Annotated in this window: 23 protein-coding genes and 2 tRNA genes; 11 read left to right on the top strand and 14 right to left on the bottom strand. The window is 72.0% G+C overall.

The window, feature by feature from the left end; translation table 11 throughout:
- Positions 1-41 precede the first annotated feature (41 nt).
- Entirely contained in the window at positions 42-1,106 is a 1,065-nt protein-coding gene (locus ACILRH_RS14040) for a trans-sulfuration enzyme family protein (protein ID WP_395694258.1), read from the top strand.
- Between the two features lie 252 nt (positions 1,107-1,358).
- Here ACILRH_RS14040 and ACILRH_RS14045 read toward each other — a convergent pair whose 3' ends face one another.
- Both ACILRH_RS14045 and ACILRH_RS14050 read right to left on the bottom strand, forming a co-directional pair.
- The gene (locus ACILRH_RS14045; RefSeq protein ID WP_395694259.1) at positions 1,359-2,369 is read right to left on the bottom strand and encodes an NAD(P)H-dependent glycerol-3-phosphate dehydrogenase; all 1,011 of its coding nucleotides are present in this window, start codon (positions 2,367-2,369) and stop codon (positions 1,359-1,361) included.
- Complete coding sequence (locus ACILRH_RS14050) at positions 2,366-3,127, bottom strand: lysophospholipid acyltransferase family protein (protein WP_395694261.1); 762 nt, start codon at positions 3,125-3,127, stop codon at positions 2,366-2,368. The genes ACILRH_RS14045 and ACILRH_RS14050 overlap by 4 nt, the downstream gene beginning before the upstream one ends.
- A 43-nt stretch (positions 3,128-3,170) precedes the next feature.
- Here ACILRH_RS14050 and cofC point away from each other — a divergent pair, with 43 nt between their 5' ends.
- Complete coding sequence (cofC, locus tag ACILRH_RS14055) at positions 3,171-3,806, top strand: 2-phospho-L-lactate guanylyltransferase (RefSeq protein ID WP_395694262.1); 636 nt, start codon at positions 3,171-3,173, stop codon at positions 3,804-3,806.
- 73 nt (positions 3,807-3,879) lie between these two features.
- On the opposite strand, the gene ACILRH_RS14060 is transcribed toward cofC, so the two are convergent.
- From ACILRH_RS14060 to leuC, 3 genes are all read right to left on the bottom strand, one after another.
- Positions 3,880-4,560, bottom strand: a complete 681-nt coding sequence (locus ACILRH_RS14060) for an HU family DNA-binding protein (protein WP_395694263.1) — start codon at positions 4,558-4,560, stop codon at positions 3,880-3,882.
- Positions 4,561-4,826: 266 nt separating this feature from the next.
- Positions 4,827-5,435, bottom strand: a complete 609-nt coding sequence (gene leuD, locus ACILRH_RS14065) for a 3-isopropylmalate dehydratase small subunit (protein WP_395694265.1) — start codon at positions 5,433-5,435, stop codon at positions 4,827-4,829.
- Positions 5,435-6,868, bottom strand: coding sequence for a 3-isopropylmalate dehydratase large subunit (leuC, locus tag ACILRH_RS14070; RefSeq protein WP_395694267.1), 1,434 nt, complete (start codon positions 6,866-6,868; stop codon positions 5,435-5,437). The genes leuD and leuC overlap by 1 nt, the downstream gene beginning before the upstream one ends.
- A gap of 85 nt (positions 6,869-6,953) precedes the next feature.
- Between leuC and ACILRH_RS14075 the strand changes: the two genes are divergently transcribed.
- Positions 6,954-7,679, top strand: a complete 726-nt coding sequence (locus ACILRH_RS14075; RefSeq protein WP_395694268.1) for an IclR family transcriptional regulator — start codon at positions 6,954-6,956, stop codon at positions 7,677-7,679.
- 227 nt (positions 7,680-7,906) lie between these two features.
- Here ACILRH_RS14075 and ACILRH_RS14080 read toward each other — a convergent pair whose 3' ends face one another.
- Both ACILRH_RS14080 and ACILRH_RS14085 read right to left on the bottom strand, forming a co-directional pair.
- Entirely contained in the window at positions 7,907-8,386 is a 480-nt protein-coding gene (locus tag ACILRH_RS14080; RefSeq protein ID WP_395694270.1) for a methylated-DNA--[protein]-cysteine S-methyltransferase, read from the bottom strand.
- Between the two features lies 1 nt (position 8,387).
- A complete protein-coding gene (locus ACILRH_RS14085; RefSeq protein ID WP_395694272.1) occupies positions 8,388-9,902 on the bottom strand; it encodes an AlkA N-terminal domain-containing protein in 1,515 nt (504 codons plus the stop codon).
- 169 nt (positions 9,903-10,071) lie between these two features.
- Between ACILRH_RS14085 and ACILRH_RS14090 the strand changes: the two genes are divergently transcribed.
- The 3 genes from ACILRH_RS14090 to ACILRH_RS14100 are packed head-to-tail and all read left to right on the top strand — an operon-like array spanning position 10,072 to position 15,349.
- Entirely contained in the window at positions 10,072-11,142 is a 1,071-nt protein-coding gene (locus ACILRH_RS14090; RefSeq protein ID WP_395694273.1) for an LCP family protein, read from the top strand.
- A gap of 24 nt (positions 11,143-11,166) precedes the next feature.
- Positions 11,167-12,708: a hypothetical protein gene (locus tag ACILRH_RS14095; protein ID WP_395694275.1), complete on the top strand. Its 1,542-nt coding sequence runs from the start codon at positions 11,167-11,169 to the stop codon at positions 12,706-12,708.
- Positions 12,686-15,349 carry an MGH1-like glycoside hydrolase domain-containing protein gene (locus ACILRH_RS14100; protein ID WP_395694276.1) on the top strand — a complete coding sequence of 888 codons (2,664 nt, stop codon included), beginning with the start codon at positions 12,686-12,688 and terminating at the stop codon, positions 15,347-15,349. Before ACILRH_RS14095 ends, ACILRH_RS14100 begins: the two co-directional genes overlap by 23 nt.
- Before the next feature lie 13 nt (positions 15,350-15,362).
- Here the strand turns inward: ACILRH_RS14100 and ACILRH_RS14105 are convergent, their stop codons facing one another.
- The gene (locus ACILRH_RS14105; protein ID WP_395694278.1) at positions 15,363-16,025 is read right to left on the bottom strand and encodes a DUF4389 domain-containing protein; all 663 of its coding nucleotides are present in this window, start codon (positions 16,023-16,025) and stop codon (positions 15,363-15,365) included.
- A gap of 365 nt (positions 16,026-16,390) precedes the next feature.
- Here ACILRH_RS14105 and ACILRH_RS14110 point away from each other — a divergent pair, with 365 nt between their 5' ends.
- Positions 16,391-17,896 carry an aldehyde dehydrogenase family protein gene (locus ACILRH_RS14110; RefSeq protein ID WP_395694280.1) on the top strand — a complete coding sequence of 502 codons (1,506 nt, stop codon included), beginning with the start codon at positions 16,391-16,393 and terminating at the stop codon, positions 17,894-17,896.
- Positions 17,897-18,150: 254 nt separating this feature from the next.
- Here the strand turns inward: ACILRH_RS14110 and ACILRH_RS14115 are convergent.
- The 6 genes from ACILRH_RS14115 to ACILRH_RS14140 all read right to left on the bottom strand — a co-directional run bounded on the left by ACILRH_RS14115 (position 18,151) and on the right by ACILRH_RS14140 (position 24,228).
- Positions 18,151-18,226, bottom strand: a tRNA-Glu gene (locus tag ACILRH_RS14115).
- Positions 18,227-18,346: 120 nt separating this feature from the next.
- Positions 18,347-18,418 (bottom strand) — tRNA-Gln (locus tag ACILRH_RS14120).
- A 76-nt stretch (positions 18,419-18,494) separates the two neighbouring features.
- Positions 18,495-19,466, bottom strand: a complete 972-nt coding sequence (locus ACILRH_RS14125) for a lysostaphin resistance A-like protein (protein WP_395694282.1) — start codon at positions 19,464-19,466, stop codon at positions 18,495-18,497.
- A gap of 13 nt (positions 19,467-19,479) precedes the next feature.
- Complete coding sequence (gene gltX, locus ACILRH_RS14130; protein ID WP_395694283.1) at positions 19,480-20,967, bottom strand: glutamate--tRNA ligase; 1,488 nt, start codon at positions 20,965-20,967, stop codon at positions 19,480-19,482.
- Positions 20,964-21,773 carry a fumarylacetoacetate hydrolase family protein gene (locus tag ACILRH_RS14135; protein ID WP_395694284.1) on the bottom strand — a complete coding sequence of 270 codons (810 nt, stop codon included), beginning with the start codon at positions 21,771-21,773 and terminating at the stop codon, positions 20,964-20,966. Before ACILRH_RS14135 ends, gltX begins: the two co-directional genes overlap by 4 nt.
- 37 nt (positions 21,774-21,810) lie before the next feature.
- Positions 21,811-24,228: a penicillin acylase family protein gene (locus ACILRH_RS14140; RefSeq protein ID WP_395694286.1), complete on the bottom strand. Its 2,418-nt coding sequence runs from the start codon at positions 24,226-24,228 to the stop codon at positions 21,811-21,813.
- 54 nt (positions 24,229-24,282) lie between these two features.
- Here ACILRH_RS14140 and ACILRH_RS14145 point away from each other — a divergent pair, with 54 nt between their 5' ends.
- The 4 genes from ACILRH_RS14145 to ACILRH_RS14160 are packed head-to-tail and all read left to right on the top strand — an operon-like array spanning position 24,283 to position 26,020.
- On the top strand, positions 24,283-25,188 hold the full coding sequence (locus ACILRH_RS14145) for a 3-methyladenine DNA glycosylase (protein ID WP_395694288.1): 906 nt from the start codon (positions 24,283-24,285) through the stop codon (positions 25,186-25,188).
- Positions 25,185-25,376, top strand: coding sequence for a DUF6767 domain-containing protein (locus ACILRH_RS14150; protein ID WP_395694290.1), 192 nt, complete (start codon positions 25,185-25,187; stop codon positions 25,374-25,376). Before ACILRH_RS14145 ends, ACILRH_RS14150 begins: the two co-directional genes overlap by 4 nt.
- A gap of 9 nt (positions 25,377-25,385) precedes the next feature.
- Positions 25,386-25,592 (top strand): DUF6767 domain-containing protein, encoded by a 207-nt coding sequence (locus ACILRH_RS14155; protein ID WP_395694292.1) that lies wholly within the window; start codon positions 25,386-25,388, stop codon positions 25,590-25,592.
- The gene (locus tag ACILRH_RS14160; protein WP_395694294.1) at positions 25,589-26,020 is read left to right on the top strand and encodes a VOC family protein; all 432 of its coding nucleotides are present in this window, start codon (positions 25,589-25,591) and stop codon (positions 26,018-26,020) included. Before ACILRH_RS14155 ends, ACILRH_RS14160 begins: the two co-directional genes overlap by 4 nt.
- Positions 26,021-26,027 lie beyond the last annotated feature (7 nt).

Genomic DNA, 26,027 nt, shown 5'->3' on the forward strand with positions numbered 1-26,027 from the left:
CCGATGACCCTATCCGGCAGGGTCGGCCTAGGGTTCAGGGCATGACCGACGCCTGGAAGCCCGCCACGGTCGCCGTCACGGCGGGACGGCCGCCGCACGAGCCCGACCAGCCGCTCAACACCCCGCTCACGCTGGCGTCGACGTACGTCGCCGGCGGCGACCTCGAGTACGGCCGCTACGCCAACCCCACCTGGACGGCGTTCGAGGACGCGCTGGGGGTGCTGGAGGGCGGTCGGGCGTTGGCGTTCTCCTCCGGCATGGCCGCCGTCACCACGGTCCTCGACCTGGTCGGACAGGACGCGCTGGTCGTCGCGCCCGCCCACTCCTACACCGGCACGCTGCTCCACCTCGCCGACCTCGAGAGCCGCGGCCGGCTCCGCACGCGCCTGGTCGACATCACCGACACCGAGGCGGTCGTGGCCGCGTGCGACGACGCGGCGCTGGTGTGGTTCGAGTCGCCCACCAACCCGGCGCTCGAGGTCGCCGACATCCCGCGGATCGCCGCGGCCGCCCACGATGCGGGCGCGTACGTCGTGGTGGACAACACGTTCGCGACCCCGCTGCTCCAGCAGCCACTGAGCCTGGGCGCCGACCTGGTCGTGCACTCGGTGACCAAGTTCCTCGCCGGCCACAGCGACGTCCTGATGGGCGCGGTCGTCACTGCCGACGAGCAGCTGCACGGCGTGCTGAAGGGTCGTCGCGACCTGCTCGGCGCCACGCCCGGGGCGCTCGAGGCGTTCCTGGCGCTGCGCGGGATGCGCACCCTGCACCTGCGCGTCGAGCGCTCGCAGGCCAATGCCACCGCACTGGCCGGGCGGCTCGCCGACCACCCGGCGGTCGCCGAGGTGCGCTACCCCGGCTTCGGCGGGATCGTCTCGATCGTGCTCGCCCAGGGCGCGATGGCCGCCGACCTGCTCGTGCACAAGACCCGGCTGTGGGTCCACGCGACCTCGCTGGGCGGGGTCGAGTCGACGTTCGAGCGGCGCCGGCGCTGGAAGGCGGAGCCTGCGACGATCCCCGACGGCCTCGTGCGCCTGTCGGTGGGCGTGGAGGACGTCGAGGACCTCTGGGACGACCTCCGGGCCGCCCTGGACGACCTGGGCTGACTGTCCGGCGCCGGTCGGGTGCAGGTCGGTCGTGGGAAGGGGATGAGTCCCCGGTCGGCCGGGGATTCATCCGGGGTTGTCAGGGACTTCATGACGTTGTCGGGGGTTGCAACGCCTGACAACGTCAGGAACTCCCCGACAGGTCGCCGGGTCTCGATACGCTCCGACGCGGCTTCGTTCCTCAGCCGCGGTCGCTACTCGACCTGGCCGAGCCCACGCGACGCGCTCGTCCCTCGCGCGCCGCTGCTCGGCTCAGTAGATCTCGGCCTTGGTGTCGCGGGCGATGAAGGAGTCCATCATCTCCTGCGCCGTCATCCGTCCGGCGACGACCGCGTCGACGTGGTGGGCGATCGGCGCGTCCACGCCGGTCCGCTCGGCCAGTGCCAGCAGCGACGAGCAGGACTTCGCGCCCTCGGCGACCTGGCGGGTGGCCGCGATGATGTCGGCGGTGGTCATGCCCTGGCCGAGCTTCTCGCCGAACGTGCGGTTGCGCGAGAGCGGCGACGAGCAGGTCGCCACCAGGTCGCCGAGCCCGGCCAGGCCCATGAGCGTCAGCGGGTTGGCGCCGAGCGCCGTCGCCAGACGGGCCGTCTCCGCGAGTCCCCGGGTGATGACCGAGGCCGTCGTGTTGTCGCCGAAACCCAGCCCGACCGCCATCCCCACCGAGAGCGCGACGACGTTCTTGTAGGCGCCGCCGAGCTCGCACCCCAGCACGTCGGGGCTCGTGTAGGGGCGGAACGCCGGCGAGTGCACGCGGGCCTGCAGGGCTCGCGCGACGTCCTCCTCCGCGCAGGCGACGACCGAGGCGGCGGGCTCCCGGCGCGCGATCTCCTTGGCCAGGTTGGGACCGCTGACGACGGCGATGCGCTCGGGCCCGGCGCCGGTGACCTCGCCGATCACCTGGCTCATCCGCTCCAGCGTGCCGAGCTCGACGCCCTTCATCAGCGAGACCAGCACGGCGTCCGGCTCGAGGTACGACGCCCAGTCGACCAGGTTCGCGCGCAGCGTCTGCGACGGCGTGGCCAGGACGACCAGGTCGGCGTCGTGGGCGGCCTTCTCGACGTCGTGCGTCGCCGACACCTGCGGCGGGAGCTCGATCCCGGGCAGGTAGTCGGTGTTCTCGCGCCGGCCGTTGATGGCCTCGGCGACCTCCTCGCGCCGCGCCCAGATGGTCACGTCGTTGCCGGCGTCCGCGAGGACGATCGAGAACGCCGTGCCCCAGGACCCGGCGCCGAAGACGGCGACCTTGCCGTGCCCCCTCATGCCCGCCGCTCCTGCTTGTGGGGGTTGCCGGTCTGCTTCACGCCTGCCTTCTTCATGTCGAACCGCTCGCGCGGTGCGCTCTCACCACGCACCTGCGCGACGAGGACGGTGATCGCGTCCATGATCCGGTCGGTCGCCTCGGAGATGACCTGCGCCGTGCGCGGCTTCTCCACCAGGTCCGACAGGTCGACGGGCTCACCCACCCTCATCTGCACCACCTTGCGCGGGTAGAGGTCGGGCTTCTTCGCGTACGGCGCCAGCAGCTCCTGCGCGCCCCACTGCCCGACGGGGATGACGGGACACCCGGTCTCCAGCGCGATCCGGGCGGCGCCGGACTTGCCGGTCATCGGCCAGCCGTCGGGGTCCCTGGTGATGGTGCCCTCGGGGTAGACGACGACGCACTTGCCCTCGCGCACCGCCTCGACCGCGGCGTCGAACGCGCCGGCGGCGTTCTTGCTGAGCCGCTCGACCGGGATCTGGCCCGCCGCGAGGAGGAAGCGGCCGAAGGCCTTGTTCTTGAACAGCCCCGACTTCGCCAGGTAGTGCGGCAGTCGGCCGTGGTCGTAGACCAGGTGGGCCGCCGTCAGCGGGTCGACGTGCGAGACGTGGTTGAGCACCAGGATGCAGCCGCCGGCCGCCGGGATGTTCTCCCCGCCGACCCATTGCGGCTTGGTGGTGGCCACGAGCGCAGCCCTCACGATGGGCTCGGCGACGACCCACGCCCAGCTGCGCTTCTCCTGCATCTTGCGAACGACCACAGGCGCAGGCTACTCGGTCGGGACCTGACAGGATCGGCACACGATGACCGTGTCCACCCCCTCCTCCGACCCGCCGGTGCGGTACGTCGTGCTGGTGCCCGTCAAGCCCCCCGCCGTCGGCAAGTCCCGGCTGCACGCCGTGGGCGCCGCCGACCGGCGCGCGCTGGCGGAGGCGTTCGCGCTGGACACCGTCGCGGCCTGCGTGGCCGCAGCGACCGTCGCGGAGGTGCTGGTGGTCACCGACGACGCCAGGTTCTCGACCCGGCTGGCCGGCCTGGGCACCGCGGCGATCCCCGACGGTGTCGCCGGAGACCTGAACGGAACGCTGCGCCAGGCGGCCGCCGAGGCCCACCGGAGGTGGCCCGCGCTGCGGCCGGTCGCGCTCTGTGCCGACCTGCCGGCGCTGCGGCCGGCGGACCTCGACGCCGCGCTCGCCGCCGCCGGCCCGCACCCGGCGTTCGTCCCGGACGCGGCCGGGGTCGGCACGACCCTCTACACCGCGACCTACGAGGAGTTCGACCCACGGTTCGGGGTCGGTTCCCGGGAGGCGCACCTCGACGCGGGCGCCCGGGAGATCCTGGGCGCGGCCGCGTCCGTGCGCCGCGACGTCGACGACCTCGACGACCTGCGCGACGCCGTGGCCCTCGGCGTCGGGCCCGCGACCGCGGCCCTCACCTGACGCACGCCCCGGACGCGGTACGGGCCGCCACCTCCGAGGAGGTGGCGGCCCGTCTTCCGTGGGTCCCGAGAGGTCAGGCCTTCTTGGCCGTCTTCTTGGCGGGTGCCTTCTTGGCCGGAGCCTTCTTGGCGGGCGCCTTCTTCGCCGTGGTGGTCTTCTTCGCCGGCGCCTTCTTCGCTGCCGACGCCTTCTTGGCCGGAGCCTTCTTCGCGGCCGGAGCCTTCTTCGCGGGCGCCTTCTTGGCGGGCGCCTTCTTCGCCGGCGCCTTCTTGGCGGCGGTCTTCGCCGTCGTGGTCTTCTTGGCCGGCGTCGACTTCGCAGCGGTCTTCTTGGCCGGGGCCGCCGCCTTCTTGGCCGGAGCCGCCTTCTTGGCCGGAGCCGCCTTCTTCGTCGCAGCCGCCGCCGCCTTCTTGGCCGGGGCGGTCGCCTTCTTCGCGGCGGCGGTGCCGGTCGCGATCGTGAGCTTCGGGAGCTTCTTCGCACCCGACACGACGTTCTTCAGCTCGGCGCCGGCGGTGAACTTCGGCACGGCCGTCTTCTTGGCCTTGATCCGCGCACCCGTCTGCGGGTTGCGCACCCAACGGGCCTCGCGGACGCGCTTCTCGAACGAGCCGAAGCCCGTGATCGCGACCTTCTCACCCTTGGCCACCTCGCGGGTGATCGTGTCGAGCACGGACTCGAGGGCGTGCGCAGCCTGCTTGCGGTTTCCCTCGAAACGCGCCGAGAGTGCGTCGATGAACTCTGACTTGTTCACTGTCTTCCCTTCCAATGAACGACCGATGGTCGAGCCCATGCTCGACTAGCTGCTTCGCACGCTAGGTATTCGCGGCCGTGGCCACAATCACCTTGACCGCGTTTCTTGGGAGCATTTTCGGATCATTTCCCAGCGCCGATCGGGCTCAGAAGCGTTCAGCAGAGCCACATTCGGTCTCTTCCGACATCTGGCAAGTACGCCGGCCGCAAATAGCAGGTGGGCGAATCCCCAAGCCCGCTTGGGAATTCGCCCACCACCGCAGTCGATCAGTCGGCGTGGATCGTCACCGGTTTCCAGCTCGGACGGCTCGTTTCGAAGGCGGCGATCTGGTCGGCGTGCCCGAGGGTGATGCCGATGTCGTCCAGACCTTCCAGCAGTCGCCATCGGGTGTAGTCGTCGATGTCGAAGGAGTCCTCGATGGCGTCCGGGCCCTCACCGGCACGCACCGTGCGCGACTCCAGGTCGACGGTCACGGTCGCGCCCGGGTGCTCCTCGAGGTGGTCCCACAGCTGCTGGACGACCTTCTCGTCGACCTGGGCGGCGAGCAGGCCGGCCTTGCCGGAGTTGCCGCGGAAGATGTCGGCGAACCGCGGTGAGATGACGACCCGGAAGCCGTAGTTCTGCAGGGCCCAAACCGCGTGCTCACGCGAGGAGCCGGTGCCGAAGTCGGGGCCGGCGACCAGCACCGAGCCGGCGGCGTACGCCGGGTCGTTGAGCACGAACGACGGGTCGTTGCGCCAGGCCGCGAACAGGCCGTCCTCGAAGCCGGTGCGGGTCACGCGCTTGAGGTACTCGGCCGGGATGATCTGGTCGGTGTCGACGTTGCTGCGGCGCAGCGGCACGCCGATGCCGGTGTGGGTCGTGAACTTCTCCATCACAGCTCCTCCTCGGCGGACAGGTCAGGCAGGTCGGGCAGGTCGGCGGGGGACGAGAGGGTGCCGCGGATCGCGGTCGCCGCGGCGACGGGCACCGACACCAGGTGGGTGCGACCGCCCTTGCCCTGCCGGCCCTCGAAGTTGCGGTTGGAGGTCGACGCGCTGCGCTCGCCGGGCGAGAGGGTGTCGGGGTTCATGCCCAGGCACATGGAGCAGCCCGCGCCGCGCCACTCGGCGCCGGCCTCCTTGAAGATCACGTCGAGGCCCTCGTCCTCGGCCTGCAGGCGCACCCGCACCGAGCCCGGGACGACCAGCAGCCGGGTGTCGGGGTCGACGTGACGACCCTTGACCACCGCGGCCGCGGCACGCAGGTCCTCGATCCGGCCGTTGGTGCACGACCCGATGAAGACCGTGTCGACCTTGACCTCGCGCATCGGGGTGCCGGCCTCCAGACCCATGTACTGCAGGGCCTTCTCGGCCGCGACCCGGTCCGACTCGTCCTCGAAGTCCTCGGGGTCCGGCACGGTGCCACCCAGCGGCACGCCCTGGCCCGGGTTGGTCCCCCACGTGACGAACGGCGTCATCGTCGTGGCGTCCAGGACGATCTCGGCGTCGAACTCGGCGTCGTCGTCGGTGCGCAGGCTGCGCCAGTGCTCCACCGCGGCATCCCAGTCCGCGCCCGTCGGCGCCTCCGGACGGCCCTCGATGTAGTCGAACGTCTTCTGGTCCGGCGCGATCAGACCCGCCTTGGCGCCCCACTCGATGCTCATGTTGCACACCGTCATCCGGCCCTCCATCGAGAGCTCCTCGATGGCCTGACCGCGGTACTCCACGATGTAGCCCTGGCCGCCACCGGTGCCGGTGTGCGCGATCAGCGCCAGCACCAGGTCCTTCGCGGTCACGCCCTCGGGCAGGCTGCCGTCGACGGTGACCGCCATCGTCCTCGGCCTGGCCTGCGGCAGCGTCTGCGTGGCGAGGACGTGCTCGACCTCCGACGTCCCGATGCCGAACGCGATCGCGCCGAACGCACCGTGGGTGCTGGTGTGGCTGTCGCCGCACACGATCGTCATCCCGGGCTGGGTCAGGCCGAGCTGCGGACCGACGACGTGGACGATGCCCTGGTCGGTGTCACCGAGCGGGTGCAGCCGCACCCCGAACTCCTCGGCGTTGCGACGCAGCGTCTCCACCTGCGTGCGAGACACCGGGTCCGCGATCGGCTTGTCCCAGTCCACGGTCGGGACGTTGTGGTCCTCGGTCGCGATCGTCAGGTCCGGACGACGCACCGACCGACCCGCCAGCCGCAGACCGTCGAACGCCTGCGGCGAGGTCACCTCATGGATCAGGTGGAGGTCGATGTAGAGAAGGTCGGGCTCCCCCGGTGTCGACCGGACGACGTGCTCGTCCCAGACCTTCTCGGCCAAGGTCTTGCCCATGGCACACTCCCTCTCTCTGCGCGGGTGCTGGCAGTCGTCGACTGTACCGCTTGCATCCCACTCCCTGAGACGTCAGTATTGCCATATGGACAACACCAGTGGCGTCGGCGTCCTCGACAAGGCCGCCCTCGTGCTCACCGCTCTCGAGTCGGGGCCGGCCACCCTCGCCGGACTCGTGGCCGGCACCGGGCTGGCGCGGCCGACCGCGCACCGGCTCGCCGTCGCCCTCGAGCACCACCGGCTCGTCGCGCGCGACATGCAGGGCCGCTTCGTCCTCGGCCCCCGCCTCGCCGAGCTGTCCGCCGCGGCCGGCGAGGACCGGCTGCTGGCCACGGCCGGTCCGGTGCTCGCGCGCCTGCGAGACATCACCGGCGAGTCCGCACAGCTGTGGCGCCGCCAGGGCGACCACCGCGTCTGCGTCGCCGCCGCCGAGCGCCCGTCCGGCCTGCGCGACACGATCCCCGTCGGCTCGCAGCTGACCATGCGCGCCGGGTCCGCCGCCCAGGTGCTGCTGGCATGGGAGGACCCCGAGCGCATGCACCGGGGGCTGCAGAACGCCGCGTTCTCGGCCGCCGCCCTGTCCGGCATCCGCCGTCGCGGCTGGGCGCAGTCGGTCGGCGAGCGCGAGCAGGGCGTCGCGTCCGTCTCCGCACCCGTGCGCTCCCCCGGCGGCAAGGTCATCGCCGCGGTCTCCGTGTCCGGGCCGCTCGAGCGGCTCTCGCGCCAGCCGGGCCGCATGCACGCCCCGGCCGTCCTCGCCGCCGCCGAGCGGCTCAGCGAGTCGCTGCGGCGGGCTGCCGCTGCGGACTGAGCTGCCTCGGACCGAGCGTGCGAGGTCCGAGAATCTGCAGCCAGGTCGAGTAGCGCCGCGACCGACGAAGGAGGTCGCGACGCGCGTATCGAGACCCGGTGAGCCGAGGGTCCAGAGCTTGGCTCTCGTCTCACCAGGTCTCGATACGACCGGTCGCGAGCTCGTCCCTCGCTCGCGCGGTCACTCGACCTGCCTTGTCACGCTGACCGGATCGCTTCGCGATCCGGTCAGAACAAGGCATCCTGCTCGAGCTCGAGGAGGCGCTGCTTGCGGTCCAGGCCGCCGGCGTACCCGGTCAAGGTCCCGTTGGCGCCGATGATCCGGTGGCACGGGATGACGATCGGGATCGGGTTGCGGCCGTTGGCGAGCCCGACAGCACGGGAGGCTGCGTTCGTCATCCCGAGGCGGTGGGCGATCTCGCCGTACGACGCGGTCTCCCCCCACCCGACGCCCAGCAGCTCGGCCCACACCCGCTGCTGGAACGCGCTGCCCGCGGGCGCCAGCGGGAGGTCGAACTCCTTGAGGTCGCGGGCGAAGTAGGCCTCGAGCTGACGCACGGCCTCGGTGAGGACGGGCTGCGCGTCGTCCCGGTCGCCGCGGGGGCGCCCGTCGGAGTCGTGGAAGGGCGTGAACTCGATCGCGGTGATCGCGCCGTCGCGCTCCACGATGCGCAGCGGTCCGATCGGGGACTCCATCACGGTCCACATGTCAGTTCTCCTTGCTGTGGGAGGTCGCGGCGGGGGCAGGTGGCATCAGGGTGTTCCAGAGGTGCAGCAGGGCGTAGGACCGCCACGGCCGCCAGGCGTCCTGCCGGGCCAGCTCGGCGGCGGGGTCGTGCCCCAACCCGACCAGGGCGTTGCGCACCCCGAGGTCGGTGGGCAGGAAGACGTCGGGATCACCCAGCGCCCGCAGGGCCACGTAGTCGGCGGTCCACGGCCCGATGCCCGGCAGCGAGAGCAGCGCACCACGGACGGCGTCCCGGTCGGGACCCCGGTCGAGGGACACCGTGCCATCGGCGAGCGCCGCTGCCAGGCCGACCAGGGCCCGGCCACGCGACCGGGGCATCGGCAGTGTCGCCGGGTCGACGGCGGCCAGGGTGGCCGCGTCCGGGAACAGGTGCGTGAGCCCGGCGACCGTCGTCGACACCGGGCGCCCGTGGGCGGCGACCATCCGGCCGGTCACGGTGCGCGCCCCGGCGACGCTGACCTGCTGGCCGACCACCGCGCGGACCGCGGTCTCGTCGCCGTCGACCTGACCGGGCACCCGCAGACCAGGGCACCGCCGTGCCAGCGGGCCCAGGAGCGGGTCACCCGCGACGTGGTCGTCCACGGCCAGTGGGTCGCAGTCGGCGTCGAGCAGCCGCCGGGTGCGCTCGACCGCGGCCGCGGTGTCGCGCAGGTCGGCGAGCTCGAACGTCGCGGTGACGAACGCGGCACCGGACGTCGCGGGCAGGTCGCCGAGGTCGACCCGCACGGTCCCCGGTCCGTGCGGGAGGTCGAGGGTGCGGGCGTACCAGCCCGGCCCCGCCACCTCGACGCCCGGCACCAGGTGGTGGGCCAGGAAGGAGAGCAGCGCGCCGCCGGCGAACGGGGTGCGCACGCCGAGCCGCATCACGACGGTCCCTGTCGTGGACCGGTCACCGCGACGCCCGCGCAGCTCGGTCGGCGAGGACGCGTAGACCTCCCGGACGGTGTCGTTGAACTGGCGGACGCTGGAGAACCCCGAGGCGAACGCGACGTCGGCGTACGACAGCGCGGTCGTCTCGATGAGGACCCGGGCCGTCTGGGCCCGCCGGGCGCGGGCGAGGGCGAGCGGCCCGGCACCGAGCTCGGCCGTGAGCAGCCGGGTCAGGTGCCGCGGGGTGTAGCCGACGCGCCGCGCCAGCCCCTCGACCCCCTCGCGGTCGACGACGCCGTCGGCGATCAGCCGCATCGCCCGGCCGGCCGCGGTCGCGGCGACGTCCCAGTCGGGGCTCCCGGGGGTGGCGTCGGGCAGGCAGCGCTTGCAGGCGCGGAACCCGGCCGCCTGGGCGGACGCCGCGCTCGGATGGAAGGTCACGTTCGCGTACGCCGGGGTCCGCGCGGGGCACGAGGGCCGGCAGTAGATCCCGGTCGTGCGCACCGCCGTGTAGAACACGCCGTCGAAGCGACGGTCCCGCGACTTCACGGCCCGGTAGCAGGACTCCGGGTCGAGGTGCTGGCGGTACGCCGTCGCGCTGGTCATGCGCCCATCCTGACCGGTGCCGCCGACAGCTTCTGGCGGGAATCGGACACGAGGGCCAGCCTAGGCCCCCGCGCCCGATCGGCCGCCGTGCGGGACATCGGTCACCCGGTGTTGCGGGAGGTCCGTAGGGTGTGCCCAGGATCTGGGAGGGTCCGGGAAGGAACCGTGCGTGCCCGAGGCCGAGCGTCGTCGCCACCGCCTGGCGGTCCTCCGCGTCATCGTCGTCGCGGAGCTCGTGGTCGCGCTCCTCACCGGGGCCGGGGTCGTCTACGCCTACCAGCACGTCGACCACAAGATCTCGGCCGGTGAGCCGATCCACCACCACGCCCGGAAGCCGCCGCCGACCTCGGCGATGAACATCCTGGTGATGGGCACCGACTCCCGCTCGTGCGACGGCTGCGGGATCGACAAGGAGGCCGGTGAGGGCGGCTCGGACACCACGATCCTGCTGCACATCGCCGAGGGACGCCGCTCGGCGTACGGGATCTCGATCGCCCGGGACACGCTGGTCGACCGTCCGGAGTGCCGCAACGGCGACACGGTGGTGCCGGGCGCCGACGACGTGATCTGGAACCAGGCCTTCGCCCTCGGGGGTCCCGAGTGCACCGTCGAGCAGGTCGAGGCGGTCACCGGCGTCTACATCGACTCCTACATCACCGTGAACTTCGGCGGCTTCAAGGACATGGTCGACGCGCTCAAGGGCGTCGAGGTCTGCATCCCGCAGCCGATCGACGACACCGTGGCGCACATCCACTTCGACGCCGGCACGCAGACGCTGGACGGCGACCGGGCGCTGCAGTACGTGCGTGAGCGGCACTCCACGGCGAACTCCGACCTCGGCCGGATGAAGCGCCAGCAGGCGTTCATCGCCTCGATGATCGCCAAGGTGAAGTCGACCGGGACCCTGACCCGCCCCGACCGGCTCTACCGGTTCGCGTCCAGCCTGGCGGACTCGATCCAGACCAGCCCCGACATCGCCAGCGCGGGCAAGCTGGTCCAGCTCGCCGCCTCGCTGCGGCACGCGGACCTCCAGCACATCAAGTTCGTCACCGCCCCGACCACCGACTTCCCGGTGGGCGACCCGAACTGGGGCCGGCTGCAGCTCACGCCCGACGCGAAGGTGCTCTGGCGCAAGGTGCGGCACGACCAGCCACTGGGCGCGTTCGGCAAGGGTGCCGTCAGCGCCAAGAATCCCCACGGCGACAAGCAGTCGGCTGCGGAGAACGGCCTCTGCGCCTAGCTGTCTCGCCCTAGGCTCGGGCACGTGGAGGGGCAGCCGTCGGGACGCACGGACGCGAGGAGGGCCCCGGCACACCCGCTCCTCCTGGAGATCGACACCTGGCCGTGGCTGTCCGGCCTGTCCGCGGCCGCGGGCCGCGAGCTCGACCTCGCCACGGTGCCGCCGCACGTCTGGGACCAGGTGGCCGACGGCGGCTACGACCTGGTCTGGTTGATGGGCGTGTGGCAGCGCAGCCCCGCCGGCGTGGCCGTCGCCCGCGCGGACACCGGTCTCGTCGCGTCCTTCCGGGCCGCCCTGCCCGACCTGGCCGACGCCGACGTGGTCGGGTCGCCCTACTGCGTTCGTGACTACGTCGTCGACGACCGGTTCGGCGGGCCGGCCGCCCTCGCGGTCGCCCGCGCCGAGCTGCGGGCCCGGGGCGTCGGTCTGGTGCTCGACTTCGTCCCCAACCACGTCGCGCCCGACCACCCGTGGGTGTCGAGCCACCCGGAGCGGTTCGTGCTCGGGTCCGCGGAAGACCTCGCGCAGGACCCGTCCGGGTACGTCGAGCTGGCCGGTCACGTCGTCGCTCTGGGTCGGGACCCCTACTTCCCGCCGTGGCCCGACGTGGTCCAGCTCGACGCGTTCTCCCCCGACCTGCGCGCCGCCGTCGTCGGCACGCTCCGCGACATCGCCGGCCAGTGCGACGGCGTGCGCTGCGACATGGCGATGCTCGTGATGGACGACGTGTTCGCTGGCACCTGGGGCGACCGGGTCGGGGAGCCGCCGCCTCGGCCCTACTGGCCGGAGGTGGTCGAGGCCGTGCGGGAGACCCACCCGGGCTTCCTCTTCCTGGCGGAGGCCTACTGGGACCGCGAGGCGGCCCTGCAGGACCAGGGCTTCGACCACTGCTACGACAAGCGGCTCTACGACCGACTGGTCGACGGTGCGCCCGCGGCCGACGTCGCGGCCCACCTGGCCGCGGAACCGGCCTACCAGCGGCGCCTCGTCCGCTTCCTGGAGAACCACGACGAGCCCCGCGCCGCTGCCGTGCTGGACCCGGCACGGCACCGCGCCGCTGCGGTCGCCACCCTCACCCAGTGCGGCCTGCGGCTGGTCCACGACGGCCAGACCGTGGGACGACGCACCCGGCTCCCGGTGTTCCTGGGCCGCTACCCTGACGAGCCCGTCGACGCGGAGCTCGAGACCTTCTACCGGCGGCTCCTGGGTGCGCTGCTCGACCCGACCTTCCGCACCGGCAGCTGGCAGCTGTGCCGGACGACCGGCTGGGAGGGCAACCCGGCCGCTGCGCAGGTGGTGTCGTGGTGCTGGTCCGGTGACGCCCGGTGGCTGGTCGTCGTCAACCTCGGCGAGGTCCCGGCTGCGGCACACGTGGCCACGCCGTGGCCCGACCTGCGCAGTGCACGCCTGCTGCTGCACGACCCCACGCAGGCGGCGGCGTACGAGCGCTCGGGCGACGACCTCGTCGACGGCCTCTACGTCGAGCTCCCCGCGTGGGGATGGCACCTGTTCCGCGTCAGCGCAGCCCTCGAGGAGGATACCGATGACACCCCCGCCCACCGCTGAGCACCGGCGCCTCGCCGAGGCGACCGGACGCGCCGAGGACGGCCTGTTCCACGCCAACCCCTGGTACGAGTGGGGCCCCTACCTCGCCGAGCGGGCCTGGGGCACGGTCCGCGAGGACTACAGCTCCGACGGCGACGCCTGGTCCTCCTTCCCCCACGACCACGCGCGGTCGCGGGCGTTCCGCTGGAACGAGGACGGCATGGCCGGGATCTCCGACATCCGCCACGAGCTGTGCCTGGCGCTGGCGCTGTGGAACGGGCGGGACCCGATCCTCAAGGAGCGGATGTTCGGCCTGACCGGCCCGCAGGGCAACCACGGCGAGGACGCCAAGGAGTACTGGTGGTACCTCGAGGGCCTGCCGAGCCACGCCCTGCTGCAGTGGCGCTACCACTACCCGCAGGCCGAGTTCCCCTACCAGGAGCTGGTCGAGGAGAACGCCCGCCGTGGCCTCGGCGACCTCGAGCACGAGCTCGTCGACACCGGTGTCTTCGACGACGGTCGCTTCTGGGGCGTCGATGTCACCTACGCGAAGGCCTCGCCGACCGACATCGCCATGTGCATCGACGTCACCAACCACGGTCCGGACGAGGCGACGCTGCACGTGCTGCCGACGCTGTGGTTCCGCAACACCTGGCGGTGGTCGGGGCGCACGGACCTGCCGGACCTGTCGCTCTCGGGCGGCGCCGTGGTCGTCGACCACCCGCGGCTCGGCGGCTACCGGCTGCAGGCGGCCGACGCTCCCGACGGCACCCGCCCGGAGGCGCTCTTCTGCGACAACGAGACCAACATGCCGCGCCTGTACGACGCCCCACCGCTCACCGACCACCCCAAGGACGGCATCAACGACCACGTCGTCAGCGGCGCCGCCACCGTCGCTCCCGACGGCCACGGCACCAAGGCCGCGTTCTGGTACCGGCTGACGGTGCCGGCCGGGGAGACGCGCCAGGTGCGGCTGCGCCTGCACCGGCCCGCGGCGCCGGCGGCGTGGGACGACGTCGCCGTCGACCGGGTCCTCGCCGAGCGGCGCGCGGACGCCGACGAGTTCTACGGCGCGATCGGCGCCGACCTCGACGAGGAGCGCATGCGGGTGCTGCGGCAGGCGTCGGCCGGACTCGTGTGGAGCAAGCAGATGTACCCCTACCGGGTCAGCCGGTGGCTCGACGGCGACCCCGCCGGCCCACCTCCGCCCGAGTCCCACCGTCACGGACGCAACGCCGGGTGGCGGCACCTGGACTCCTTCGACGTGCTCGCGATGCCCGACCCGTGGGAGTACCCCTGGTTCGCCGCGTGGGACCTGGCCTTCCACGCGATCTCCTGGGCGCACCTGGACCCGGCGTTCGCCAAGTACCAGCTCAGCGTGCTGCTGCGCGAGTGGTTCCAGCACCCCAACGGCGCGCTGCCGGCGTACGAGTGGAACTTCGACGACGTCAACCCGCCGGTCCACGCGCTGGCCGCGCTGCGCGTCTTCGTCATCGACGGCGCGCGCGACGTGGCCTTCCTCGAGCGGATCTTCCAGAAGCTGCTGGTCAACTTCACCTGGTGGTTGAACCGGGAGGACCCTGAGGGCCACAACCTGTTCGGCGGCGGCTTCCTCGGGCTGGACAACATCAGCCCGGTCGACCGCTCCCACCTGCCGGACGGGATCCGGATCGAGCAGGCGGACGGGACGGCGTGGATGGCGCAGTACTCGCTGGTGATGCTGGTCCTCGCGCTCGTCCTCGCCGCCGAGAACCCCGTGTACGACGACATGGTGGTCAAGTTCCTCGAGCAGTTCCTGCTGATCTCGGACGCCCTGGAGTCCTCCGGGCTCTACGACGAGGACGACGGCTTCTTCTACGACCGGCTCGTCGACGCCGCGGGGAACCGGACGCCGATCAAGGTGCAGACCCTGGTCGGCGTGATCCCGGTGCTGGCCACCGCGTCGGTGCCGCTGGACCAGATCGAGCGGCTCGCCGCCCTGCGCAAGCGGTTCGCCCGCCGCCTCGACGGGGCGGAGCGGGCCGCCGGACCCGTGCTGCCCGTCACCGGGCGGGACGGCACCCAGCGCGCCGTGGTCGCGCTGGTCAAGCCGGAACAGGCACTGCGCACCTTCGAGCGGCTCTTCGACGAGGAGGGCTTCCTGTCCCCGCATGGGCTCCGCTCGGTCTCGCGCAGGCACGTCCAGCCGTACTCGGTCCCGGGCCTGCCGGACGCGGTCATCGACTACGAGCCGGCCGAGTCGACCACCCCGATGTACGGCGGCAACTCGAACTGGCGCGGACCGGTCTGGATGCCGACCAACTACCTCGTGGTCCGCTCGCTGCTGCTCTACGACGAGTTCCTCGGCGAGGACTTCACCGTGGAGTACCCGACCGGGTCGGGCACGCGGCTCACCGTGCGCGAGGTGGCGTCCGACCTGGCCGACCGGCTCGTGGGCATCTGGCTGCCCGACGAGCACGGCCGGCGGCCCGTGCACGGCGACCAGCCGCTGCTCGCCGACGACCCGGCCTGGCGCGACAACCTGCTGTTCTTCGAGTACTTCCACGGTGACGTCGGCGCGGGCCTGGGCGCGAGCCACCAGACCGGGTGGACCGCGCTGGTCGTGGACCTGCTCCTGGACCCGCCGGCCCGGGCGCACCGGCTCTTCGACGTGCGGCGCTGACGCCGGACCCCGCTCAGCGGAGGGAGAAGGGCGGGTAGCGGTCGGTGAGCAGCAGGAACGCGTAGGCGTTCACGCGGAGCGCCCAGCGTCCGACACCGAGGACGTAGTCGAACAGCGAGCGCGGGTAGCGGCCGGTGAAGAGGATCGCGAACCAGGCGACGACGACCGCGAAGAACGCGCCGATCGACAAGAAGAACAGCACCACGTAGTGCGGGATCGCGAGGAACCACTTGACCAGGGGCAGCCAGCGGTTGAGGTCGCGCTCGACGTCGGGGTAGTCGAGGTCGAGGTGCACCTTCTGCGCGTCGACCGTCGACGGGTAGTCGTCGGTGAGCAGCACGACGTACGCGCCGATCCTGGTCGCGAACCGGGTGAGCTCGCGCGCGAAGTCGAACCACCACCGCGGGTAGCGCTTGCGGAACAGGATCATCAGCATGGTCGCCGTCGACAGGCCGGCGACGATCCCACCGGTGCTCGTGGTGACCGTGCGGCCGCTCTCGTAGACGACGGTGCTCGTCGCACCGGCGGTGAGCGCGCCGTAGACGATGGCGACCGGGATCACGAGCACGAGCCGGAACAGCGTCGTGACGCGGTGGTGCTCGGGCTCGAAGTCGACGTCGAGCCGGGCCGGGTAGGCCGCCGGCGTCGGCACGGTCGGCTGGGCAGGGGTGGACATGTGGTGCTCCTGACGTCGAGGGGACCGGTCAGGTCAGGCCGATCACGGTGTCGGTGGCGACGGACCGCACCGTCTCCTCGTGCGAGCGGAGGCGTGCACGACCGACGCCTTCACCCCACCAGCCTCTCGGCCACCACCAGATGCCCCCAGAGGCCGAGGCCACGCGGTACGGGGCACTGGTCCCTGCCGGAAGGCGGACCAAAGGCCTGGGCCGGCCCGGGCCCCGCCTGGTCGGTGCTGCCGCACCCGTGCGTGCGCGGCCCCCGACCGCCGGTCTCGGGGACCGACCCACGCACGGCTGGACAGGTGCGGGCACGATCACGCCCGGCGCGCCATCATGGGCACATCGACGACAGGGGAACCACATGAGCATCACCGACCAGGCGCCGGCACAGGAGCACCCGGCGGCCACGACGTTCGACTCGCTGGACCCGGCGACCGGGCAGGTCGTCGGCACCCACCCCGTGCACACCGAGGAGCAGGTGCGCGCCGCCGTCGAACGGGCACGCGTCGAAGCGCAATGGTGGTCGGGTCTCGACTTCGCGGACCGTCGGCGCCACCTGACGGCATGGAAGGCGGCCATGGTCCAGCGGCTGCCCGAGCTGGTGGACCTGATGCACCGCGAGGGCGGCAAGCCGCGCGGCGACGCCGCGCTCGAGGCGGGGCTCGCCGTCGAGCACATCGCGTGGGCCGCCAAGAACGCCAAGCGGGTGCTGCGCCGGCGACGCGTCCCGTCGGGACTGACGATGGTCAACCAGTCGGCGTCGCTGGCCTACAAGCCGCTCGGCGTGATCGGCGTCATCGGGCCCTGGAACTACCCCGTGTTCACACCCCTGGGGTCCATCGCCTACGCCCTCGCTGCCGGCAACGCCGTGGTGTTCAAGCCGAGCGAGTACACCCCGGGCGTGGGCGAGTGGTTCGCGGCGCGCTTCACGGAGGCCGTGGGGCGCCCGGTGCTCCAGGTCGTCACCGGGTTCGGACCGACCGGCGCCGCCCTGTGCCGCGCCGGCGTGGACAAGCTCGCGTTCACCGGCTCGACCGCGACCGGGAAGCGGGTCATGGCCGCGTGCGCCGAGACGCTGACGCCCGTGCTGATCGAGGCCGGGGGCAAGGACTCGGTGATCGTCGACGCCGACGCCGACGTACCGGCCGCCGCGGACGCGGCCCTGTGGGGAGCCTGCAGCAACGCCGGCCAGACCTGCATCGGCGTGGAGCGCGCCTATGTCCACGAGAAGGTCTACGACGAGTTCGTCAGCGCGATCACCGCGAAGGCCCAGGCGCTCCACGCCGGCCCCGACGACAAGATCGGCCCGATCACCATGCCGAGCCAGCTCGACGCCATCGACGCGCACGTCCGCGACGCCCTCGACCGCGGCGGCCGCGCCGTGGTGGGGGGTGCCGGTGCCGTCGGCGACCGCTTCGTGCAGCCGACGATCCTGGTCGACGTGCCGGAGGACTCGATCGCCGTCCAGGAGGAGACCTTCGGGCCGACCCTGACGATCACCAAGGTGCGCGACATGGACGAGGCGGTGGAGCTCACGAACGCGTCGCGCTACGGGCTGGGCAACACCGTCTTCAGCAAGGCCGAGGGCGTCACGATCGCCGACCGGGTGCGCTCGGGGATGTCGGCGGTCAACGGCGTCATCACGTTCGCGGCGATCCCGAGCCTGCCCTTCGGCGGCATCGGCGACTCCGGCTTCGGCCGCATCCACGGTGCCGACGGGCTCAAGGAGTTCACCTACGCCAAGGCGATCGCCCGGCAGAGGTTCAAGCCGGCGCTGGAGCTCACCACCTTCGACCGCACCGACAAGGCCGACCAGCGCTTCGCCAAGCTCATCGGGGTGATGCACGGCCGCGGCGCCAAGGACTGACCCCTCCCCCTGCCCCTCGGGACGTCATACGAGGTGGCAGCCCCGGCGACCGCCCCGCATGACGTCTCCCCGCCCCCACGGGACGTCGTACGAGGTGGCAGCCCCGGCGACCGCCCCGGATGACGTCCCAGGCGGTGACGCCCGGGGTGCGTGGCGGCCTGGTCGGCCGTGGGGGCGACGGACAGCGCCGGCGAGAGTGGCCCGACATGACGACAGAGGCTCAGGTGGTCATCTGACCACCTGAGCCTCTGTGCTGGTACCCCGTACGGGATTCGAACCCGTGCTTCCGGCGTGAGAGGCCAGCGTCCTGGGCCGCTAGACGAACGGGGCATGCGGTTGTTCAGTTGTTGTCTCCACCCCACCGGGGGCGGGTGCTCGACGAGCAACCTGCCGAACTCTATCCGTGGCCGCTCACTCGCACAAAATCGCCGCTCGGGAGCGGCGATCTCGCTGGGATACTAGGACTCGAACCTAGACTAACTGAACCAGAATCAGTCGTGCTGCCAATTACACCATATCCCACTGGTCTACTACTGATTGGGTAGCTTTCCGGTGTCGAATGCCCGTCCGCCGAAGCGCCCGGGCACGGTGGAGAACACTACACGCGACGGCTCGACCCGGCCAAAACGTACGGCGGTTCCGCGGTCCTGCGCTGCACCTGTCGTCGGCGACCGGCCAGCAGCACCAGCGCGAGGTAGCTGAGCGACTGGGTGAGCGTCACCGGGATCGTCCACCAGCTCCCGCCCACGGGGTTGAGCGTCGAGGCCATGTCCCCGAACGCCAGCGCCAGGCCGAAGGCGAGCCAGTTGTTGAGCACGTGCATCGCGATGCCGGCCTCGAGCCCGCCCGTGAGCACCACCAGCAGGCCGGCGACGATCCCGAAGGCGAACCGGTCGAAGAAGACCGGCGGGCTCTGCGCGCCGTGCGCGGCGGCGAACAGCAGGGCGGGGAAGAGGACGGCGGCGACCGGCCGCCCGAACCAGGAGCCGAAGATGTTGCCGAACGCCTGGGTGAGGTAGCCGCGGAACGCGTACTCCTCCCCCGCCGCCTGCAGCGGCGTCAGCAGCACCAGGACCACGAGGAAGTCGCGGGTCGTCGACGTGAAGTCGTTGAGGTGGGTGCCGACCTCCGCGCTGTCCGGGGTAGCCGGCACCAACGAGGACACCAGGAGCGTCGCGACCAGGGAGACGAGCGAGAGGCCGAAGCACACGACCAACCAGCGCCAGCGGATCCGCGGGGCGACCGAGGCCAGCCAGCGTGGCCGCAGCCCGTGGAGGGTCCGCATCAGGAGCCAGGTCACCGGGATCGCCGCTGCCAGCGCGAGGTTCAGGTAGGCCAGGCCGAGGGGCGTGGGGTCGTCGAGGTGGACGAGCCGACTCATGCTGGACCCGACGTCGCGGCCCGCGACCGCGAACCCGAGGGCGAACGGGACCTGCAGCAGCACCGGGACGACGGCGACGATGGCGAGGCCCAGGAGCACCATGCCCAGCACCGAGCGCCAGGCGCCCCGATGGCCTGCTCGCTGGACCTCGGGGTAGGCGAGTCCCGGCACCTCCACGTCGGCGGGCACCGTCAGGCCCCGCTCATGGGGTGAGGGCCGCCTGCAGCCGGCCCAGGCTCCGCTCGCGCCCGAGCAGCTCCAGGGACTCGAACAGCGGCGGGGACACGCGGCGCCCCGTCACGGCGACCCGGACCGGGCCGAACGCGTTGCGCGGCTTGAGGCCCATCTCGTCCACCAGTCGCGCCTGGAGCGCGTCCTGGATCGCGGCGGTCGACCACGAGCCGAGACCGGCCAGCGCGTCGTACGACGCCTGCACGACCGCCCGCCCGCTCTCGTCGAGCAGCTTCGCGGCGTCGGCCTCGTCGACGCGGAAGTCGGCCTCGTCGACGAAGAGGAAGCCGAGCATGCCCGCGGCCTCGGTGAGCTTGTTGATCCGCTCGGCGACCAGCGGCATCGCCTGCTCCAACAGCTGGGCGTCGGCGTCACCGAGCGGGTCGGAGACGACGCCGGCGTCCCGGAGGTAGGGCAGGACCCGGTCGGTCATCTCGTCGACCGACAGCAGCCGCATGTGGGCGGTGTTGATCGCCTCGGCCTTCTTGAGGTCGAAGCGGGCCGGGTTGGGGTTGACGTCGCGGATGTCGAAGGCTTCGACCATCTCCTCGAGCGTGAACACGTCGCGGTCGGCGGCGATCGCCCAGCCGAGCAGGGCGAGGTAGTTCAGCAGCCCCTCGGGCAGGAACCCCTGGTCGCGGTAGGCCAGCGCGTGGGCCTCGGGGTCGCGCTTGGAGAGCTTCTTGTTGCCCTGGCCCATCACGTAGGGCAGGTGGCCGAACTCGGGCGTCCCCCGGGCGATCCCCAGCTCGGTGAGCGCCGCGTAGAGCGCGATCTGGCGGGGCGTGCTGGAGAGGAGGTCCTCGCCACGCAGGACGTGGGTGACCTCCATCAGGGCGTCGTCGACCGGGTTCACCAAGGTGTAGAGCGGGTCGCCGTTCGCCCGGCACAGCGCGTAGTCCGGCACGTGCTCGGTGTCGAAGGTGATGTCGCCGCGGACCAGGTCCGTCCAGGTGATCGACCCGTCGGGCATCCGGAACCGCACCACCGGCCGCCGCCCCTCTGCCTCGAAGGCGGCCCGCTGCTCGCCGGAGAGGTCGCGGCAGAAGCCGTCGTACCCCATCACCTTGGAGCCGGAGGCCTTGCGCCGGGCGTCGACCTCCTCGGTGGTGCAGAAGCAGTCGTAGGTGTACGACGACGCGCGCAGCCGGGCGAGCGCGTCGGCGTAGATCTCGCCGCGCTCGCTCTGCCGGTAGGGACCGTGGGGTCCGCCGACCTCGATGCCCTCGTCCCAGGTGAGCCCGAGCCAGCGCCAGAGGTCGACGATGGCGTCGTAGGACTCCTGGGTGCTGCGCTCCCGGTCGGTGTCCTCCATCCGGAAGACGATCGAGCCGCCGGCCCCGTGCAGCTGGGCGTGCCGGGCGAACGCCCAGTTGTAGAGCGCCGTGCGGACCAGGCCGACGTGCGGCGAGCCGGTCGGCGACGGGCAGAAGCGGACGCGGACGGGACGGTCGCTCACCGCTGGACCACCTTGTTCGTGAGGGTGCCGAGCCCGGCGATCGAGACCTCGACCTCGTCGCCGACCTGCATGGGACCGACGCCCTCGGGGGTGCCGGTGAGGATCACGTCACCGGGCAGCATGGTCATGACGCTGGTGACGTGGGCGATCAGGGTCGGGATGTCGAAGATCAGGTCGCGGGTGTTGCCGTCCTGCTTCAGATCGCCGTTGAGGTGCGTCTGGATGCTGCGCCCGACCTCGAAGTCGTGGGGGTCCAGGTCGGTCTCGATCCACGGGCCGAGGGGGCAGAAGGAGTCGAACCCCTTGGCGCGGGTCCACTGCCCGTCGCTGCGCTGCAGGTCGCGCGCCGTCACGTCGTTGGCGATCGTGTAGCCGTGGATCACGTCGGTCGCCTGGTCGGCCGGCACGTCGCGGCAGATCCGCCCGATGACGACCGCCAGCTCGCCCTCGAAGTGCAGGTCGCTGGTCTGCGGCGGGTAGAAGACCGGGTCGCCCGGTCCGACGACGCTGGTGTTCGGCTTGAGGAACATCAACGGCTCGGCCGGCGGCTCTCCGCCCATCTCGGCTGCGTGCGCGGCGTAGTTCTTGCCGATGGCGACCACCTTGCTGCGCGGCAGCACCGGGGCCAGCAGGCGTACGTCGGCCAGCCGGTGCTGCTCCTCGAGCAGCTTGACCCCGACGTACAACGGGTCGCCGGCGAGCGCGACGACCACGCTGTCGGGGTCGGGCTCGCCGAGGTCGTCGACCTCGCCGGTGATCACGCCGTAGAGCGGGTCCTCGCCGGTGGTGAATCTCGCGATGCGCACCGGGCGAGCCTAGCGACCGCCGCCCACGGGGCGTGGCTCAGGTCGCGGGCAGCTGGAACGTCTGCACCCGCTGCGCCGAGATCTGCGCCGAGGTCCACGGGAACGACACCCACCGGTCCTGCGAGAACAGCTTCGTCTGGTCCGAGACCCACGGCGAGGCGGGGTCGGAGTACTGGCTGTAGGTCAGGATCGTCTTGGCGTCGATGCCCGTCTTCCCGGTGAACGCGATCCGCTGGATGTACGACGACCCGCGCGTGACCGGGTCGAGCACCGGGTCGCCCAGCGTGCTGCTGACCGCGTTCGCGTCACCGGTCGTGTCACCGAGACCCCCACCCAGCGGGTAGCCGGGCTCCGGGTCGCCGCGATCACCGGAGCGGTGGAAGTCGCCGTAGGTGTCCGTCAGCTCGCCGCGGTCGGTGACCTTCTCGATCGCGTCCGCCATGGTGTCCACGACCGTCTGGTCGGTCGAGAGCGTGCGCGGCGTCGTCAGCGGGTGGTCGGGGTCGAAGGGCACCTTCCACAGCGTCACCCCACGCGAGCTGGCGAGGTAGGCGAACTCCTCGAAGATCGCCGCCCCGGCCGACGAGGACGCGTCCGACCGGCCGTCCCAGTCGGCGAGGACCTGGCACGCCTCGGTGAGGCCGGTGGCGTCGCACACCTGGTCGAGCCGGCCGCCGACCCGCGCGACCTCGGCGGCGTACACGCGGTTGGCGTACTCGTGCGAGGCGAGCGTCGCCGGCGTCTCCTTGCCCAACTTCAGCTGGTCGGTGACGTACCGCATCACCATCTTGGTGCGCATCGTGCGCTGGCAGGCCGACTCGTTGACGACCGGCTTGCCGTTCTCCTCGCACCCGATGATGCGCGGGTAGCCCGTCAGCCGGATGGTGCTGCTCGGCGTCCAGTAGGAGTCGTTCGCGTTCATCACCCAGTGCCGCGTGAACACCGCGGGCAGGTTCTTCGGTCCGAGGATCCCCGGCCGCTCCGCGTCCTTGTCGGTGCCCCACCTGCACGAGGTCTGGGCGCGGGTCCCGTCCAGGCCCGGGAGCCCGGCCTTGCCGTAGATCAGCGTGCCGGTCGGGGTCAGGCACCGCTTGACCAGCGCGTTGCTCACGTTCGGGACGACCGAGTGGTCGGCGTAGAGGGCCTCGCCGGTCCGGTCGGCAGCGATCGTGTTGACCCAGGGCATGCCGCCGCCCCGGTCCTGCCGCGCCAGCAGGTCGTGGACGTTCTTCGCCATGTTCATCGACAAGAACGTGTCGAAGGTCCGCAGGTGCTCGGCGTTGGCGTCGCGGATCGCCCAGAAGCTGTAGTCGTTCCACGACATGAAGAGGCTCGGAGCGTTGATGACGTAGCCCTCGGGGGTGCGGTAGAGGTACTTGGTCACCGTCTCCACGCCGTCATCGGTCTTCACCTGGACGTCGACCGTGCGCTTCTCCAGCTCCGCGGTCCCGCCGCCGTCGGTCTCGTAGGTGGTCGGCGAGCCGGCGGTCGTGTACTGGTACGGCGTGAAGCGGTAGGCCGTCGACACGGTGTGGCTCCAGGCGACGTCCTTGTTGAAGCCGATGTTGATCGCCGGGAAGCCGGTCAGGGCGCCACCGGCCACGTCGAGGGTCCCCGGGATCGTCAGGTGCATCTGGGTGAACCGGTAGCGACCCAGCCACGGGAAGTGCGGGTTGCCCAGGATCATCCCCCGGCCGGTGGACGAGTCGGCGCCGCCGATGGCGGTCGCGTTGGAGCCGAAGTCGTGCTCGGTCAGCGCGGCCCGCAGCTGGGCCCCGGTCGGCCGGGGCGTGGGCCGGGGACGGCCCGACGGCGGCGCGGCGTCGGTGATCGCCGTGAGCAGCCGGGTCTCCGATGAGATCAGCTGGGCGAGGTAGAAGGCGTACCAGACGTCGATCCTGGTCACGTCGGGCTTGATCCAGGTCTGCTCGGCGCACTCCGGGTCGGTGACCGGGTTCTTCGTGAGCCAGTCGTTGATGGCCGCGGTCTCGGCGGCCACCATCGTCTTGGCCCGGTAGCTCGGCCCGCGGACCGGGTCGGCGAGCAGGTCCTCGACGACGTGCCGGTTGTGCAGGTCACCGACGAGGGTGTCCCACTGCAGGTTGGTGCCCGACCCGCCGACGTTGTCCTTGTAGGTGCCGTCCGGACCGAGGTAGAGCGACCGCTCACCGCGCGCGGTGAGCAGCATGTCCATCATCGTGCAGGTCGCCTCGGACATGGTGACCCAGGCGGCGCCGTACGCGACCCCCGGGAAGGTCTTCGCCCGCACGTGCGGGATACCGTGCCGGGTGATCGTGACCGTGGCGGCGTACGGCGACGTTCCGCCCCGCGGTGCGGACGCGTCCGCACCCGAGGTGGTCGAGGTCGCGAGGAGCGCGGCCGGGGTGGCGAGAAGGACGGTGGCCAGGGCGAGGCGCGCGAACCGACTGTGACGACGCTCATACGGAAGAGGCACGACGGAAAACTAACCCGCCGGTCGGCCCGTCCGCTCGATATCTACGCTGTTGGTGTGCGGGTGCTGGACCGGGAGTCGTGGCAGGCGCGTGCCGACGCGCACGCGCGGCGGCTCGACCCCTACCTCCGGCCGCACCTGGCGCGGCGCGAGGCGGGGGTGGCCCACCCCGTGCACGACTTCCTCTTCGGCTACTACTCCCACCGCCCGGCCCAGCTGCGCCGCTGGCACCCCGGTTACGGCGTCGCGCTCGCCGACGCGGCCGAGCACGCCCGGCTGAAGGCCTACGAGGAGGTCGGCGGCGCGGTGGGCGTGACCCCGTCGTACGTCGCCTCGCAGCGACCGCTGCTGGTCGCCCTCGGCCGGCTGCTGCGGGCGACCGCCGCGCGGCCGGCGCACCTCGGGTGCTTCGGCATGCACGAGTGGGCGATGGTCTACCGGCTGCCGGAGGGGCGGGCCCGGCACCCCCGACCGCTGCGGCTCGGCCCAGCCGGCACCGACGCGGTCGTGGAGTCCCACCGGATCGCCTGCTCGCACTTCGACGCCTACCGCTTCTTCACCCCCGCCGCGGAGCCCCGCAACACGCTGCACCCCGGTCCGCACGACCGCGCCGAGTTCGAGCAGCCCGGCTGCCTGCACGCCGGCATGGACCTCTACAAGCACGCCTTCCGCCTCAGCCCGATGGTGTGCTCGGACCTGGTGGCCGACTGCTTCGAGCTGGCGTGGGAGATCCGCGAGCTCGACATGCGCGCGTCGCCGTACGACCTGGACGAGCTGGGCTACCCGCCGGTGCGGGTCGAGACCGCCGCCGGCAAGGCGGAGTACGCCGCGGCCCAGGAGGACTTCAGCCGCCGCGCCGCGCCCCTGCGCCGGCGGCTGGCGGAGGAGTGCGACCGGCTGCTGGCCGCCGGTGACGTTCGGCCCTACGAGACACGGAGCACCCGGCCTAGCGTCGGGGTGTGAGCGCAGCCGTCCAGCACCAGCCGGTCCCCCGGTGCCCGATCCGGGTGGGCGAGCCCTGCACGCTCTGCGAGCCCGGCGTGACCGGCCCGGAGGACTGCGGCCTGGTGTGGCTGGTCATGAACGACCCGGACCTGCGCGAGCGGCTCGCCGAGCTGCGGCGCGAGCAGAAGGCCGCCACCACCCGCTAACCTGCGGGTGTGACGCTCACCACAGAGCTCTGCCCGGTCCGTCCGGGTGACCCGTGCACGCAGTGTGCGCCGGGGGCCAGCGGGCCCGGGTCCTGCGGCGTGGTCTGGCTGATGCTCGTCGACCCCGACCTCGAGGTGGAGCTGCACGAGCTGCGCGAGGAGGCGCGGCAATCCCGTCGCGCGCGAGCCGTCTCCGGTGGTCGACTGGTCGGGTGACCTCCCGACTGACCGAGACCTCCGTCGACTGCGCCGACCCTGCGGCCCTGGCCGCCTTCTGGTGCGCCGCCCTCGACTACACCGTCCTCCACGCCGACGACGACCTGGTCGAGATCGGACCACCCGGGCGTGACGACGCCGAGCTGCTCGAGGCGATCCGCCGGGCACCGGTCGCCGGGTCGCTGGTGTTCGCCCGGGTGCCGGAGGGCAAGACGGTGAAGAACCGCCTGCACCTCGACCTCTCCCCCGTCGACTGCACGCAGGCCGAGGAGGTCGCGCGTCTCGAGGGCCTCGGTGCCCGGCGCGTGGACGTGGGCCAGGGCGAGGTGTCGTGGGTGGTGATGGCCGATCCCGAGGGCAACGAGCTCTGCGTCCTGCGCAGCCTCGCCCCGGGCGAGTTCAGCCTCGGTGCCGGCGGGACGGCCTAGGTTGGCG

It is taken from the genome of Nocardioides sp. (assembly GCF_044226765.1).
Lineage (GTDB): Bacteria > Actinomycetota > Actinomycetes > Propionibacteriales > Nocardioidaceae > Nocardioides.